This is a genomic window from Sphingomonas sp. BL-S-29, from assembly GCF_055521495.1.
Genome location: NZ_CM145482.1, coordinates 2,813,960 through 2,827,766, shown reverse-complemented (window position 1 = coordinate 2,827,766; position 13,807 = coordinate 2,813,960). Strand labels below are relative to the sequence as shown.

Sequence of the window (13,807 nt, the reverse complement as noted above, 5' to 3'; positions counted from 1 at the left end):
GATAGTTCCGCGCCGACGATAGCCAATATGTTCACGCAGGAAACAGGAAACAACCCATTGCGATCAGCGCAGAGGCTTCTCGGACGCATCCGACGGCCACAGGTCCTTCGGCAATGTCCTCGCCACGCGATCGAACGCGGCGTGCACGTCGGGGCGTGCACGCAGTAAATTCCAGTCGGCAGACCATATCGAGGGAGGCCCGAGCCGGAAGACGCCGTCCGGCTGAAGCCAGGCGATTGCATCAGGCTGCTGCTCCGGATCGGCGAGCATCGATAGGATCAGCGCCGCCGCCTTGTCCGGCTCGCCGATACAGAACAGGCCCTCGACGGTACTGATCGGGGCATCGCGCGCATGAGCCTCTAGCTGGGCGATGATGGCGGACTGGTCGATGCCCGGGCGTAGCGCCCGATCGGAACATATCTTCCCGCGCCGCAGAAACTGCCGCGCTGCCGGAGTGGCCGATGTTTCCGTCAATGGAATCACTTGGTCCAACAAGGGCGCAGCCGTCTCGAAGCGGCCCGTTCGAACGAGCATGTCCACCCGCGTGATCATCGCGTTGATGATCCAGAAATTGCGCGCGATATCCCGGTTAGTGACCGAAGCGAACCGCGCATCCGATTCGGCCTGGCGATTGCGGATATACAATGAATAGGCGTGATCGACGACGACCCAGCTATCGGCCTCGTTCAACGACTGCAGCGCTTCCGGCGTGGCGCCGAAACTGGCGCCGATCGCATCGGCATTGTCGAATTGGCCCGCGGAGAAATAGGCGTCGAGCAGGCTCCGTTTGGCTTCCGGATCGTCGGGCGACTGCGCCAGCACAGCCTTGGTCTCCGCGATGTTCGCGGCTTCGGCCGCGCGCATATGCGGCCCGACACGCGTCGAGAGTGCCGGCCATAACGGTGCAAACCGGCGATCGGTCAGGAGAAAGGTGAGCGCATCCCGATCATGCACATCGGCGACCAGTGCGATCGCACGATCGACCTGCCCCCTGGCGATGGCGACACCCGCCGCCGTCCGCTGGAACGCGGTACGAATATCCATCGAGGTGGCAGAAAATCCATGTTCCGCCAGGAACAGCGTTGCGTCGTCCGCCTCCCTGGCCAGCCCGCCACGGCGGATACGCCCGACAAGCGTAGACGTATAGCCAGCATCCAGCAGGCCGATCTTGTCGGGGAATTGCGTGATGAACCGGCCCAGGACTTCCGATCCGAGTTGCGGGCTGATCATATGCCCGAGCAGGCCAACTGCGAACGCCGCTTGCTCCGGATCATCGGGCGCCGCCGTTTCCAGGCGCGCAAGCGAATCGCGCAAGCCTGCGGTATCGTTCCCCCAGGAAAACGTGATCGCCCTCAGTCTCAGCAGGCCGATCACGGCGTCGCGATCTAGCGATGGCGTGGCTAGCGCCCTGGCGATTCTGTCGCGCGCCAGGTTTGCATCCTTGTGCGCTATAGCGTCGTCGATGGCATCGAGCGTCGCCTGATCAGGCGTCTTGCCGAGCGCTCGGTCGTCAGTCTGCTCGACTAGCCGGTCGTCACTCTGCGCGCCGCCCGAATGACGCGCCATCGCCCCGGCAACCGAAGAACCCGTCGCCAGCGCCAGGGCGAACATCGCCACGACGCCGGCGACATGGCCGGTCCGCATCAGGATGCGGGCAGAATCGGGGTAGCGCTATCGTCCGCAATCGCCGGACGCTTGTCGAACACCTCGTCGATCAGGCCGAATTCCTTGGCCTCATCCGCCGACAGGAACTTGTCGCGATCCATCGCGCGCTCGATCTCGCCGATCGGCTTGCCGGTGTAATGCGCATAGAGCTCATTCATCCGGTGCCGGATACGCAGGATCTCGCGTGCCTGGATCTCGATGTCGCTGGCCATGCCCTGCGCGCCGCCCGAAGGCTGATGGATCATGATGCGCGCGTTGGTGAGCGCGACACGCATGCCCGGCTCGCCGGCGGCCAGAAGGAAGCTGCCCATCGAGGCGGCCTGGCCCATGCAGACCGTGCCGACGCGCGGCCGGATATACTGCATGGTATCATGGATCGCCATGCCCGCCGTGACGACGCCACCCGGCGAGTTGATGTACATGAAGATATCCTTCTTGGGGTTCTCCGACTCCAGGAAGAGAAGCTGGGCGCTGATCACCGAGGCCATATGGTCTTCGACGCCGCCGGTCACGAAGATGATCCGCTCGCGCAGCAGCCGCGAATAGATGTCGAAGCTGCGCTCGCCGCGGTTCGACTGTTCGATCACGATCGGAACCAGGCCAGCCTGCGGCGCCTGGGTGGTGAAACCATTGGAAGTGAGCGGGCGCATGAAGTCGCCGGTCTCGAACGGGTTATGCATAGTGTGCCTTTGAATCCTTATGCCCCAGTAGATGCCTTACATCGGCGCTGGCGGAAACGAGTTCAACCCCCGTACCCGCCGCTCCGCCGATCCTCACCGCCCGGCGCGCGGTGCCCCAGATAGGCGAGGCGCCGAACCTCGCGCCGGCCGCGCACCACCGTATCGAGGATCAGCCCCGTGAACAGGTTGAGCGAGGCGAGGATCACCAGCCCGGTCACGAGGATCGCGGTGGGGAAGCGCGGCACGAGATGCGTATGCATATAGGTGATGATCAGCGGAATCGCGAGGATTACCGCCAGCCCCGCCAGCAGCGCGCCGATGCTGCCGAAGAACAGCACCGGCCGCTCGATCCGGTAGAGCTGGACGATCGTGCGCAGGATGCGGAACCCGTCGCCATAGGTGCTGAGCTTCGATTCGGAGCCTTCGGGCCGCGCGAAATAGGGCGTCTCGATCTCGGCGACCGGCATTTTCAGTTCGAGCGCGTGCACGCTGATCTCGGTCTCGATCTCGAAACCGGCGGACAGCACGGGAAAGCTCTTCACGAAGCGGCGCGAAAAGGCGCGGTAGCCCGACAGGATATCGGTGAAGCTGCGCCCGAACAGCCGCGCGAGCATGCCGGTGAGCAGCGCATTGCCCATCTTGTGACCACGCCGGTACGCCGCATCCGCCTGCGTAACGCGGGCACCCACGACCATGTCGAGCTGTTCCTCGAGCACGCGGGCCACCAGTGCCGGCGCCGAGGCCGCATCATAGGTCGCGTCGCCGTCGGCCATTACATAGATGTCGGCATCCACGTCAGCGAACATCCGCCTGACGACATTGCCCTTGCCCTGGATGCGTTCGGTGCGGACGATCGCCCCCGCGGCGCGCGCCACCTCGACCGTGCGATCCCGGCTGTTATTGTCATAGACGTAGATGGTCGCGTCGGGCAGCGCGGCGCGGAAACCGGCCACCGTCTGCGCGATGGCGGCTTCCTCATTGTAGCAGGGCAGCAGGACAGCAATGCGGGACGTCATGCCGCAGCCATAGGGACGAATTCGTCCGGGTTCGACCATTTTGTCGTTTGACGATCTCCCCCGGGCACCGGATGATCGCCACCGGGAGCATCGGGGGGAATATCAATGGAAATTCGGGACCTGCGGCCGCTGACGGCGGTCGTTGCGGCCATGGTGGTGATCGACGCCCTGTGGACTCCGGTCGTGTTGCTCTGGGCGTATCTGCTGCCGGGAAGTTTCCAGGCGCTGATCATGCCGATCGCCACGGAAGTCGATATGTCCGCGCTCGTCTTCAAGATCGTCACGATGATCGTGTTCGCTTTCTGGATCTATCGGGCAGGACGCAACCTGATCGCAGCGAATATCGACGATCTCGAGTTCACGCCGGCCTCGCGGATCTGGTGGTTCGCCGTGCCGATCGCCAGCCTGTTCAAGCCGTTCCAAGGCATGCGCGAATTGTGGAACGCCAGCCGCGGGGTGATGCCGTATGACACCAACGATGGCCTCGTCGCCACCTGGTGGGCGCTATGGCTGGTGTCCAACGTCTCAGCGTTGATCCTCAACGCGGCTACCCGCGGAGGTGGCGACAACACCATCATTCTCGGCGTGGGCAGTGCGATCGATATCGCCCAGGCCATTGTCGCGATCCTGCTGATTCGCGGTATCACGCAGGGCCAGAGCGGGCTCGACGGATCCAATCTGGCAGAAGTCTTCGCCTGAGAGGTCTTAAAGGTTGCGGGACGTCGCCGCATCTCGCGGCGACGCCCCACAGATAGATCAGGCCTTCTTGGCGGGCGCCTTCTTGGCCGCCGTCTTCTTGGCCGGTGCGGCGTCCTCGGCCGGGACCTCTTCCGCCGCCGGCTTGGCCGCCTTCTTGGCAGCCGGCTTCTTCACCGGCTCTTCGGCCGCTTCGGGAGCAGGCTCGGCCTTTTTGGCAGCGGCCTTCTTCGCGGGCTTGGCTTCCTCGGCGGGAGCCTCGTCTGCTGCCTCGTCGGGAGCGGCCTTCTTCGCGGCAGCCTTCTTCTTCGGCTTGTGATCATGATCATGGTCGTGGTCATGATCGTGATGATGCGTGCCACTGGCGAAGCCGTCCTCGGACTCGATCGCCTCTTCCAGCTCTTCGCGCGTCACTTCGCGGTCGCTGATGTCGGCCTTTTCGAACAGCCAGTCGACGACCTTGTCCTCATAGAGCGGGGCGCGCAGCTGAGCGGCGGCCATCGGCTCCGAGCGGACATATTCGATGAACCGGGTGCGGTCCTCGGGGCCGTATTGCGACGCTGCCTGCGCGATCAGGCGGTTCATTTCCTGCTGGCTGACCTCGACGCCGTTCGCTTGGCCGATCTCCGACAGGAGCAGACCGAGGCGCACCCGGCGCTCGGCGATGGCGCGATAATCGTCGCGCTCGGATTCCATCTCGGCGATCGCGGCTTCCGGATCGGCCTCGTGCGTGGCCTCATGCTCGAGCTGCTGCCAGATCTGGGCGAACTCGGCCTCGACCATCGACGGCGGGACCGGGAAATCATGGCCCTCGGCGAGCTGATCGAGCAGCTTGCGCTTCATGTGCGTGCGGGTGAGCTGGTTCAACTCCTGCTCGATCTGGCCCTTGAGCAGCTCCTTGAGCTGATCCAGGTCCTTCAGGCCGAGCGATACGGCGAGCTCGTCATCGATCTTGGTCTCGCCGGCGGTCTTCACCGCGGTGATCTTGAGGTCGAAGGTCGCTGCCTTGTCGGCCAGGTCCTTCGCCTGATAATCGGCGGGGAAGGTCACGTTGATCTGGCGCTCGTCGCCGGTCTTCACGCCGACGACCTGATCCTCGAAGCCCGGGATCAGACGGCCCGAGCCAAGCTCGACCGACATGTCGGTGCCGGTGCCGCCGTCGAAGGCGACGCCGTCGACCTTGCCGACGAAGTCCATGACGACCAGGTCGCCCTCTTTCGCCTTGTAGGTCGGCTTGGCATCGTCCCAGCGCTTCTGCTGGTCAGCGAACTTCTGGAGCTGCGCCTGGAGCGCCGCATCGTCGGCGGGCACGGTCAGCCGCTCGAGCTTCAGATGGTCGATCGACGGGGTCGGGACGTCCGGGAGCACTTCGAGCTCGACCTTGACCTCGGCGTCCTGGCCGAGCTCATAGCCTTCGTCGAGGCTGACCGCAGGCTGAGTCGCGGGGCGCAGCTTCTGCTCGGTGAGGAGGGTCTGGACGCCTTCCTGGATCGAGGTATTGAGCGCGTCCTGCAGCAGCGCGGGGCCGTGCATCTTGCGGACCAGATTGGCAGGCACCTTGCCGGGGCGGAAGCCGGGCATGCGCACCTGGGGCGCGACACGCTTCAGTTCGGCATCGACCTTCGAATCGATGTCCTTTGCCGTGATCTTCAGCGTGTAGGCGCGCTTCAGGCCCTCGTTCAACGTCTCGACAGTCTGCATTTCAACACTTGCCTTTTTTAGCTCTGGGCCTTTTCAGGGGATCTGGGTCGCGGCACCCCTCGCCCAGCGCGACGAGACTGGTGCGGGCGAAGGGACTCGAACCCCCACATCTTGCGATACCTGGACCTAAACCAGGCGCGTCTACCAGTTCCGCCACGCCCGCATGGGACACCGCCGGTCGGCGGCGTCTATAGCAACTCGCACGGGCGTAGCAACCCGGCGCGGTGCAAGCGCGTTATGTAGTCGAGGAGAATGCCAATGGCCACTACCCCGCCACAAGAATTGCCGCCCGAGCCGAGCCAGCCGGCGCAGCCCGAGGCACCGCCGCCCGAGGTTGGGCCCAATGCCCCCGACATCGACGTGCCCGCGCCCCAGCCGGACAGCGATCCGGGCTTCGCGCCCGGCCAGCCGGTCGGCGGCACCGATTTCCGTTGAGAGGACGACCCCATGACCGATCGAGACCCGCACCCCGACAGCCCGCCCGAGGCGGACAATGACAACCGCAGCGACATCGAGCAGATCGTCGATGCCCGCAAGGACGCGGTCGAACGCGGCGAAGGCGGACGCGAGCCGGACGCCTTCACCTCCTCCGGCATTCCGGATGGCGTCGGCGGCACCGGCGGCGTGACGAAGAACCAGGACGACACGCAGTAGAGCGCCTCAGCGACTTCCGCCCGCCATCGTCGCTTTGGCGAGGATGGCGCGATAGGCGGGCAAGTCGCGCTCATAATAGAATACGTCCGGGGCTTCGAACGTGATCATGTACAGTTTCCCGCCGACGATCGCGGCCGAAGCCTCTCCCTTGCGTCGCACTTCCTCGTTCAGCCGGCTGAACGTGAACGAAAAATGGATCCCCTTCTGTCCGAGAAAGGTGACGGGTTCGACAGAATCGATCTTCATCAGCTGCGTGCTGAGCGCGATGCTGTAGCTGTTCTCGAACAGGACCGGCAAATCGGTGAGCAGCATGGTCGAGGAGAAGCGCGGCAAGGGCTTTGCACGCTTGTCCACCTCGCGGAAGAGCGTGCGGTCATTCTCGATGCCGCCATAGAAGGTCACGTCGTTGAGGCCGTCGCCGTCGAGCGTCCAGGTTTCCGAATTTCTTCCCGGACGGGCACCCATCTTGTTCCATTCACGATCCGGCGTGATGGTGAGGAGGGATTTCGCGACGGCCACACTGGTGCCCTGGGCAACCAGCTTGTTGCCGGCGAGCGCGGGTGCGGTCGAGAATAGCGCCGATGCGACCACTGCCGACAGGATCTTGTGCCTCATGTCATCATTCTCACTGTAGAAGGGTAGAAATCATCGCTCGATCCGGAGCGTCAGGTTTCATGTCGAGATATTTCCTCAACGTCTCGGCGCCTGCGGGATCGCGACTTCGCAGCTGCGCCAGCCCCATGCCGCGATATGCCTCGGCATTCGCGGGATCCTGCTGAAGCGCATCGCGGTAGAATCCTATCGCCGACACCAGGTCGCGCGGATTTCCGCGGGCGCGATAAAGTTCGCCGCGAGAAAACAGCAGATCCGCCGTCCATTGCGACCCCGCCAATTCTCCGATGAGATAGTCGGTTCCTTCGAAGTCGTTCAGCTTGAGCTGGTCCGCAAGGAATTCCCGACGCCAGACGGCCATTGCATCCCGGAACCGGACGATATCATCCTCGCCCGTCTTGCCTGTCGCAAGAGCGATATCCCGCAAATAGGTGGCCCGTTCCAGCGTGGTGGGATGGGTGGCGAAGAACGCTACCCGATCATATCGCGTGCTGCGCTGCTTGCGGCCATGCGCAGTAGCATCCGCCTCGTCCATCAAGCGATCCCAAATATCCGCAAAGCAGCGCGGGTCGTAGGATGAGGCTTTCAAATAGGCCATCGACAGAAGATCGGCTTCGCGTTCCTGGTCCCGGTCGTTGGCGAGCACCGCCCCATAGGCAGCGATCTGGATCGATTGATAGGCGCGTACGCCGCTATAGGTGGTTGCGGCGGCGGCGCCGACCCCCGCCCACGCGATGATATCCCCGGCCGTTCGCCGCCGCTTGAAGCCGATCAAGCTGTGGCGCAGCTCGAAATGGGCGAATTCATGGCCGAGAACAGCGGCCAGCTCCGCCTCGTCGCGGACGCGCAGCAAGAGCCCTGTGTTGACAACGAGCGTTCCGTTGGGCGTCATCGATGCGTTGAAATCAGCGTCTCGCACGACATAGATGCGTGCACTTCCACACCTGTCGTTGCCGACGATGCGACAGACGACATCGCGCAAATATTTATTAAGATCCGGATCGTTGATGACAGCCTTGGAATCACGCAGGCTCCGTTCGGCTTCATCGGCGAGCATCCAGACCCCGCGCTCATCCACTCCCTGGGGCTGATAGGCTCCGCTATAGGGCGGCAAGGTCGGTATGGCATCTTTGGCGTATGCCGGGGACAGTCCTAGAAGACAGGTTGTCGCCAGAAAAAGGCGAAGCACTCGCACTTATTTTGCCGCGACCGCAAGCTGCGGCGCGCTACCCGGGAAATCTTCCAGAAGCTGGGCCACGCGCTTTTGCGCGCCTTCCGGCGTCCGTACGTCACCACCCATCGCCAGATCGGCATTCAGCCAGACGAGGTCACCGGTCCGCAGATCGACGAGCCCGGCAAAGCCCTTATGCTCACCCGATTTCACCGAAACATAGGCCATCGCGGCGAAAAGCTGCAAAATCTTGCGGCCGGTAGAGCCATATTGGTCTTCAGTATAAATGAAGAGCGCGTAATCCGCACCGGTGTCCCTGGCTATTTCAGCAACGCCCGGCCCCATAGTCCATTCGAAGGACCCTTTCCGCTTCTTCGTGGGAAGTCGGTTCCCCGTGAAAAACTGATAGTTGATGACTGAATCGGCCAGCACCGAAAACAGGGATTGATAGTCTGCCATGGTCTCGGCTTGCCGGCCGATCGGTTCTTCGGCGCGGATTACGGCGTTGCCGAGTTTACCTTGAGCAACGTCCAGCGCGGCCCCGAGATTTTCCTTGGCCTGAGCGGTCCAGTCCGCATTGGGTTCGAACATGCCGCCAGTAGACTGGGCGCCAACCTTGATGGTTGGACGTATCAGAAGGATTTTGGCGGATTTTTCCTTGAGAACGAAGCCCTCCTTCGTTCCCGACTTTTCCTGCGCCTGTGCCGAAGGCATTCCTACGGCACACAACAACACGGCCAAGGCGGCCGCCACTACACCACGCAACATTGCATCCCCCCGGTGCCGCATTCTTCCCCGAAGTGCGGCTACCGGTATTTTTCATATCGCTCAGGGCGACGCAAGGCGGTATTTGCGCCTGACTTCCTCCACAATGGTGGAAAGTATCGCTATCCCAGCGCTTTCTTCAGCAGATCATTGACCACGCCGGGATTGGCCTTGCCGCCCATCGCCTTCATCGTCTGGCCGACGAAGAAGCCGAACAATTTATCCTTGCCCGAGCGATATTCGGCGACCTTGTCCTCGTTCGCGGCCATCACTTCGGCGATGACCTTCTCGATCGCGCCGGTGTCGCTGGTCTGTTTGAGGCCGCGTTCCTCGACGATCGCGCCGGCGCCCTGCCCCGTCTCCAGCATGATCTCGAACACCTGCTTGGCGAGCGTGCCCGACAGGGTGCCGTCAGCGACCAGGCCCAGCAGCTCGCCGGCCTGGGCCGGGCTGACCGGCGACTCCTCGATGTCTTTGCCGATGCGGTTGAGCGCGCCGAACAACTCCGACGTCACCCAGTTCGCCGCGGCGACCGGCTTCGCACCCGTCTCCAGCAAGGCGTCGAACCAGCGTGCCGCTTCGACCTCAGCCGTCAGCACGGCAGCGGCATAAGGCGTGATGCCCAGCGCTTCGTAGCGGCGGCGCTTGGCGTCGGGCAGCTCGGGTAGGCTCGCACGGCATTCCTCGAGGAACGCGTCGTCGAGTTCGAGCGGCAACAGGTCGGGATCGGGGAAGTAGCGGTAATCGTGCGCATCCTCCTTGGAGCGCATCGACCGGGTCACATTCTTGTCGGGGTCGTAAAGCCGCGTTTCCTGGACGATGCGTTCGCCAGCCTCCAGCGCGGTGACCTGGCGGAGCGCTTCCTGCTCGACCACGGCCATGACGAAGCGGACCGAGTTGACGTTCTTCGTCTCGGTGCGGGTGCCGAGCGGATCGCCGGGCTTGCGCACGCTGACGTTCACGTCGGCGCGCATCGAGCCTTCTTCCATATTGCCGTCGCACGAGCCGACATAACGCAGGATCGAGCGGAGCTTGCGCAGATAGGCCCCGGCCTCGGCCGGCGAGGTCATGTCCGGGCGGCTGACGATCTCCATCAGCGCCACGCCAGACCGGTTGAGGTCGACATAGCTCTGGGTCGGATGCTGATCGTGCATCAGCTTGCCTGCATCCTGCTCGACATGGATGCGCTCGACCCCGATGCGCTTGGTCGCGTCGTCCGGGTTCTTGTCGTCGAGGCTGATGTCGATCGCGCCCTCGCCCACCAGCGGATGGTAGAGCTGGCTGATCTGATAACCCTGCGGCAGATCGGCGTAGAAGTAGTTCTTGCGGTCGAAGCGCGACCATTTGTTGATCTGCGCGTCGATCGCCATGCCGGTGCGCACCGCCTGGCGAATGCATTCCCGGTTCGGCACGGGCAGCATGCCGGGCATCGCGGCATCGACCAGCGACACCTGGGTGTTGGGCTCGGCACCGAACGCCGTCGCCGCGCCCGAGAAGAGCTTGGCGTTGGAGGTCACCTGGGCATGGACTTCGAGGCCGACCACGACCTCCCAATCGCCGGTGGCGCCACGGATGCGGTATGCGGCTTCAGTCATTTCATTCGCTTTCGTCCTGGTCGGGCCATCGCCGCCGTCGCGGCTCGGGCTCCCGACAAAGAAACTTGATCAATCGCCAGCCAAAATGGAGCGCCGGTTCGAACAGTAATTCGACCAGCAGCCCCATCCTACCACCACGCCTCCGGCCGCGCGACGAAGCCGGCGCGTTCTTCCAGCGCCAGCCCTGCGTTCAGCACGCCCTGCTCGTCGAGCGGCTTGCCGATGATCTGCAGGCCGAGCGGCAATCCCGCCTTGTCGAGGCCGCCGGGCACCGACATCGCCGGCAGGCCGGCAAGCGAGCTGGGCACGGTGAACACGTCGTTCAAGTACATCGCGATCGGATCGGTCTTTTCGCCAAGCGCGAACGCCGCGGACGGCGCGGTCGGCGTGAGCAGCAGGTCGCAGCTTTCCCAGGCGCGCTCGAAATCGCGCGCGATGAGCGTGCGGACCTTCTGCGCCTGGGTGTAATAGGCGTCGTAGAAGCCGGCCGAGAGCACATAGGTGCCGATCATGATCCGGCGCTTCACCTCGTCGCCGAAACCGGCGGCGCGGGTCGCGGCGTACATGTCCTGCAGGTTGGCGCCCTCGGGCAGGTCGCGCAGGCCATAGCGCACGCCGTCATAGCGGGCGAGGTTGGATGAGGCCTCCGCCGGCGCGATGATGTAATAGGCCGGGAGCGCATAAATAGTGTGCGGCAGCGAGACCTCGACGATCTCCGCGCCGGCATCCCGCGCCCAGTCGATGCCCTGCTGCCACAGCGCCTCGATCTCGGCCGGCATGCTGTCGACGCGATATTCCTTCGGGATGCCGATGCGCTTGCCGGCGAGGCTGGACGACAGGCCCGCTTCCCATTTCGGCACATCCAGATCGAGCGAGGTCGAATCCTTCGGATCGAACCCGGTCATCGCCTCCAGCATGATCGCGCAGTCGCGCACGTCGCGCGCCATCGGTCCGGCCTGGTCGAGCGAGGAGGCGAACGCCACCACGCCCCAGCGCGAGCAGCGGCCATAGGTCGGCTTGATGCCCGAGATGCCGGTGAACGCCGCGGGCTGGCGGATCGAGCCGCCGGTGTCGGTACCGGTCGCCGCCGGGCAGAGCCGCGCGGCGATCGCCGCCGAGCTGCCGCCCGAGGAGCCGCCTGGTGCCAGCGCGGCGTTGCCGCCGTCCGCACGCCGCCAGGGCGAGATGACGTTGCCGAAATAGCTGGTCTCGTTGGACGAGCCCATGGCGAACTGGTCCATGTTGAGCTTGCCCAGCATGCCCGCGCCCGCATCCCACAGCTTGCCGGACACGGTGGACTCGTAGGGCGGCGTGAAGCCCTCAAGGATATGGCTCGCCGCGGTGGAGGCCACGCCCTTGGTGCAGAACAGGTCCTTCATGCCGATCGGCACGCCGGCCAACGGCTTCGGCGTCTCGCCCGCTGCCCGCGCCGCATCGGCCGCGTCGGCCGCGGCGATGGCATGATCGGGCGTTTCGACGAGGAACGCGTTGAGCGCCTTGGCCTTGCTTACCTTGGCGACGAACGCGTCGGCCACTTCGCGCGCGGAAAAGCCGCCCTCGCGCACGCCGTCGCGGATCGCGGCGACGCCCAGATCAGTCAGCTCGGTCATTCGATCACCTTCGGCACGGCGAAGAAGCCATGCTCCGCCGCCGGGGCGTTGGAGAGCACCGCATCGCGCACATTGCCGTCGGTGACGACATCGTCGCGCAGGCGCAGATGGTTGGGGATGACGGCGGTCATCGGCTCGACCGACGACGTGTCGACCTCGCCGAGCTGCTCGATCCAGCCCATGATGTTGTCGAGCTCCGGCGCGATGCGCGCGGCCTCTTCTTCGGTGATCGCGATGCGGGCAAGGCTCGCGATCTTCTTCACGGTTGCGATATCTACGGACATGGCCGCGCGGCTAGCAGAGCGCGGCCAAGGCGCGCAACCAAAAGGCGCCGTACGCGATCAGGTTGTTCGCCGGCGCCCGCGCCGCCGAACCCGATTGCAAGCGCCGCGATCCTGCGGCACGGGCGCTCCATGGCCCGCAAATTCCTCTATCTGATCGCCGTGCTGATCGTGCTCGCAATCGCCTGCCTGTTCGTCTTCCGGCTCTACGGCATCGAAATGACGCGCTGGACCTTCGTGCCCAAGGCGGTGTTCGAGGCCCAACCCCCGGTCGCAGCCGACAGCTATGCCGATGCCAAGATGTGGTTCGCCCGGCCCGACAAGCGCGGCAATCCGGCGCTATGGACGCCTGCGGGGTATCAACCGGCCGCGGCGCCCGAGGCAGCGATATTCTTTATCCACCCGACATCCTTCCTGAACGGACAACGCTGGAATGCGCCGCTCGACGATGCGGATGCCAATGCCCGGGCCGAGCTGTTCCTGCGGGCCCAGGCGACCGCCTTCAACGAGGCCGGCGCGATCTGGGCGCCGCGCTATCGCCAGGCAACCTTCGGGGCGTTCCTGACCACCAAGGCCGAGGCGCAAAAGGCGCTGGATCTCGCTTATGGCGATGTCGCCGCCGCCTTCGACCAGTTCCTGAAAGAGGCGGGCGACCGCCCGATCATCCTTGCCGGTCATAGCCAGGGCGCGCTCCACCTGACGCGGCTGCTGCATGAGCGGATCGCCGGCACGCCGCTCGCGAAGCGGATCGTCGCGGCGTATGTGGTCGGCTGGCCGGTCTCGAAGACCGCCGACCTGCCGCGCATGGGCCTGCCGGAATGCGCCGCGGCCGACCAGGCCGGCTGCATCCTTTCCTGGCAGAGCTTTGCCGAGCCGGCCGATCCGGCGCTGATCCTCGACGCCTATGACGCGACCAGCGGCTTCACCGGCGCGCCGCGCCGGGGCACCGCGATGGTCTGCACCAACCCGATCACCGGCACGGCCAATGCAGCCGCGCCGGCGACGGCCAATCTCGGCACCCTGGTGCCCGACAAGGATCTGGGTGCCGCGACGATCCAGGCCGGCCAGGTTCCGGCGCGATGCGAGGGGCGCGGGCTGCTGATGATCGGCACGCCGCCCGACCTCGGCAGCTATGTGCTGCCGGGCAACAATTATCATGTGTACGATTACAGCCTGTTCTGGGCCAATGTCCGCGCCGATGCCGCGCGGCGGCTGGCGGCGTTCGAGGCGCGAAAATGACTGATATTCCTCCACTCGTCATGCTGAACTTGTTTCAGCATCCATGCGCGTTCACTTGCCCCACCGGCGCCGCTCTTGAGGCAGCTGGTCGCGCACGGATCCCGAGACGAGTTCAGGGTGAC

General features: G+C 64.5%; 14 protein-coding genes and 1 tRNA gene. 4 read left to right on the top strand and 11 right to left on the bottom strand.

Going from position 1 to position 13,807, the window contains the following annotated elements; all coding sequences use genetic code 11:
- Nucleotides 1-63: 63 nt before the first annotated feature.
- The 3 genes from ACZ1I2_RS13490 to ACZ1I2_RS13480 all read right to left on the bottom strand — a co-directional run bounded on the left by ACZ1I2_RS13490 (nucleotide 64) and on the right by ACZ1I2_RS13480 (nucleotide 3,361).
- A complete protein-coding gene (locus ACZ1I2_RS13490) occupies nucleotides 64-1,644 on the bottom strand; it encodes a hypothetical protein (protein ID WP_465176896.1) in 1,581 nt (526 codons plus the stop codon).
- Nucleotides 1,644-2,345: an ATP-dependent Clp endopeptidase proteolytic subunit ClpP gene (clpP, locus tag ACZ1I2_RS13485; RefSeq protein ID WP_465173628.1), complete on the bottom strand. Its 702-nt coding sequence runs from the start codon at nucleotides 2,343-2,345 to the stop codon at nucleotides 1,644-1,646. Before clpP ends, ACZ1I2_RS13490 begins: the two co-directional genes overlap by 1 nt.
- 62 nt (nucleotides 2,346-2,407) lie before the next feature.
- Nucleotides 2,408-3,361: a glycosyltransferase gene (locus tag ACZ1I2_RS13480; protein ID WP_465173629.1), complete on the bottom strand. Its 954-nt coding sequence runs from the start codon at nucleotides 3,359-3,361 to the stop codon at nucleotides 2,408-2,410.
- Between the two features lie 105 nt (nucleotides 3,362-3,466).
- On the opposite strand from ACZ1I2_RS13480, the gene ACZ1I2_RS13475 reads away from it, so the two are divergent.
- Nucleotides 3,467-4,060: a DUF4328 domain-containing protein gene (locus ACZ1I2_RS13475; protein WP_465176897.1), complete on the top strand. Its 594-nt coding sequence runs from the start codon at nucleotides 3,467-3,469 to the stop codon at nucleotides 4,058-4,060.
- A gap of 57 nt (nucleotides 4,061-4,117) precedes the next feature.
- Here ACZ1I2_RS13475 and tig read toward each other — a convergent pair whose 3' ends face one another.
- Together tig and ACZ1I2_RS13465 are read right to left on the bottom strand one after the other, a co-directional pair.
- Nucleotides 4,118-5,758, bottom strand: a complete 1,641-nt coding sequence (tig, locus tag ACZ1I2_RS13470) for a trigger factor (protein WP_465176898.1) — start codon at nucleotides 5,756-5,758, stop codon at nucleotides 4,118-4,120.
- A 78-nt stretch (nucleotides 5,759-5,836) separates the two neighbouring features.
- Nucleotides 5,837-5,921 (bottom strand) — tRNA-Leu (locus ACZ1I2_RS13465).
- Nucleotides 5,922-6,016: 95 nt separating this feature from the next.
- On the opposite strand from ACZ1I2_RS13465, the gene ACZ1I2_RS13460 reads away from it, so the two are divergent.
- Entirely contained in the window at nucleotides 6,017-6,193 is a 177-nt protein-coding gene (locus ACZ1I2_RS13460; RefSeq protein ID WP_465173632.1) for a hypothetical protein, read from the top strand.
- A gap of 12 nt (nucleotides 6,194-6,205) precedes the next feature.
- Nucleotides 6,206-6,412, top strand: a complete 207-nt coding sequence (locus ACZ1I2_RS13455) for a hypothetical protein (protein WP_465176899.1) — start codon at nucleotides 6,206-6,208, stop codon at nucleotides 6,410-6,412.
- A 6-nt stretch (nucleotides 6,413-6,418) separates the two neighbouring features.
- Here ACZ1I2_RS13455 and ACZ1I2_RS13450 read toward each other — a convergent pair whose 3' ends face one another.
- The 6 genes from ACZ1I2_RS13450 to gatC all read right to left on the bottom strand — a co-directional run bounded on the left by ACZ1I2_RS13450 (nucleotide 6,419) and on the right by gatC (nucleotide 12,449).
- Nucleotides 6,419-7,027 carry a hypothetical protein gene (locus ACZ1I2_RS13450; protein ID WP_465176900.1) on the bottom strand — a complete coding sequence of 203 codons (609 nt, stop codon included), beginning with the start codon at nucleotides 7,025-7,027 and terminating at the stop codon, nucleotides 6,419-6,421.
- 10 nt (nucleotides 7,028-7,037) lie between these two features.
- Nucleotides 7,038-8,081, bottom strand: a complete 1,044-nt coding sequence (locus ACZ1I2_RS13445) for a M48 family metalloprotease (protein ID WP_465181462.1) — start codon at nucleotides 8,079-8,081, stop codon at nucleotides 7,038-7,040.
- Nucleotides 8,082-8,219: 138 nt separating this feature from the next.
- On the bottom strand, nucleotides 8,220-8,963 hold the full coding sequence (locus tag ACZ1I2_RS13440; RefSeq protein ID WP_465176902.1) for a hypothetical protein: 744 nt from the start codon (nucleotides 8,961-8,963) through the stop codon (nucleotides 8,220-8,222).
- Between the two features lie 119 nt (nucleotides 8,964-9,082).
- On the bottom strand, nucleotides 9,083-10,555 hold the full coding sequence (gene gatB, locus ACZ1I2_RS13435; RefSeq protein WP_465176903.1) for an Asp-tRNA(Asn)/Glu-tRNA(Gln) amidotransferase subunit GatB: 1,473 nt from the start codon (nucleotides 10,553-10,555) through the stop codon (nucleotides 9,083-9,085).
- 128 nt (nucleotides 10,556-10,683) lie between these two features.
- On the bottom strand, nucleotides 10,684-12,165 hold the full coding sequence (gatA, locus tag ACZ1I2_RS13430; RefSeq protein ID WP_465176904.1) for an Asp-tRNA(Asn)/Glu-tRNA(Gln) amidotransferase subunit GatA: 1,482 nt from the start codon (nucleotides 12,163-12,165) through the stop codon (nucleotides 10,684-10,686).
- Nucleotides 12,162-12,449, bottom strand: a complete 288-nt coding sequence (gene gatC / locus ACZ1I2_RS13425) for an Asp-tRNA(Asn)/Glu-tRNA(Gln) amidotransferase subunit GatC (RefSeq protein ID WP_465173637.1) — start codon at nucleotides 12,447-12,449, stop codon at nucleotides 12,162-12,164. The genes gatA and gatC overlap by 4 nt, the downstream gene beginning before the upstream one ends.
- Nucleotides 12,450-12,578: 129 nt before the next feature.
- On the opposite strand from gatC, the gene ACZ1I2_RS13420 reads away from it, so the two are divergent.
- On the top strand, nucleotides 12,579-13,685 hold the full coding sequence (locus ACZ1I2_RS13420; RefSeq protein ID WP_465176905.1) for a DUF3089 domain-containing protein: 1,107 nt from the start codon (nucleotides 12,579-12,581) through the stop codon (nucleotides 13,683-13,685).
- The last annotated feature ends 122 nt before the right edge of the window (nucleotides 13,686-13,807 follow it).

What these genes read in the sequence shown, in the direction of transcription:
- ACZ1I2_RS13490 (WP_465176896.1), bottom strand. Translation starts at nt 1,644, where the DNA reads ATGCGGACCGGCCATGTCGCCGGCGTCGTGGCGATGTTCGCCCTGGCG.
- clpP (WP_465173628.1), bottom strand. Translation starts at nt 2,345, where the DNA reads ATGCATAACCCGTTCGAGACCGGCGACTTCATGCGCCCGCTCACTTCC.
- ACZ1I2_RS13480 (WP_465173629.1), bottom strand. Translation starts at nt 3,361, where the DNA reads ATGACGTCCCGCATTGCTGTCCTGCTGCCCTGCTACAATGAGGAAGCC.
- ACZ1I2_RS13475 (WP_465176897.1), top strand. Translation starts at nt 3,467, where the DNA reads ATGGAAATTCGGGACCTGCGGCCGCTGACGGCGGTCGTTGCGGCCATG.
- tig (WP_465176898.1), bottom strand. Translation starts at nt 5,758, where the DNA reads ATGCAGACTGTCGAGACGTTGAACGAGGGCCTGAAGCGCGCCTACACG.
- ACZ1I2_RS13460 (WP_465173632.1), top strand. Translation starts at nt 6,017, where the DNA reads ATGGCCACTACCCCGCCACAAGAATTGCCGCCCGAGCCGAGCCAGCCG.
- ACZ1I2_RS13455 (WP_465176899.1), top strand. Translation starts at nt 6,206, where the DNA reads ATGACCGATCGAGACCCGCACCCCGACAGCCCGCCCGAGGCGGACAAT.
- ACZ1I2_RS13450 (WP_465176900.1), bottom strand. Translation starts at nt 7,027, where the DNA reads ATGAGGCACAAGATCCTGTCGGCAGTGGTCGCATCGGCGCTATTCTCG.
- ACZ1I2_RS13445 (WP_465181462.1), bottom strand. Translation starts at nt 8,081, where the DNA reads ATGCTCGCCGATGAAGCCGAACGGAGCCTGCGTGATTCCAAGGCTGTC.
- ACZ1I2_RS13440 (WP_465176902.1), bottom strand. Translation starts at nt 8,963, where the DNA reads ATGTTGCGTGGTGTAGTGGCGGCCGCCTTGGCCGTGTTGTTGTGTGCC.
- gatB (WP_465176903.1), bottom strand. Translation starts at nt 10,555, where the DNA reads ATGACTGAAGCCGCATACCGCATCCGTGGCGCCACCGGCGATTGGGAG.
- gatA (WP_465176904.1), bottom strand. Translation starts at nt 12,165, where the DNA reads ATGACCGAGCTGACTGATCTGGGCGTCGCCGCGATCCGCGACGGCGTG.
- gatC (WP_465173637.1), bottom strand. Translation starts at nt 12,449, where the DNA reads ATGTCCGTAGATATCGCAACCGTGAAGAAGATCGCGAGCCTTGCCCGC.
- ACZ1I2_RS13420 (WP_465176905.1), top strand. Translation starts at nt 12,579, where the DNA reads ATGGCCCGCAAATTCCTCTATCTGATCGCCGTGCTGATCGTGCTCGCA.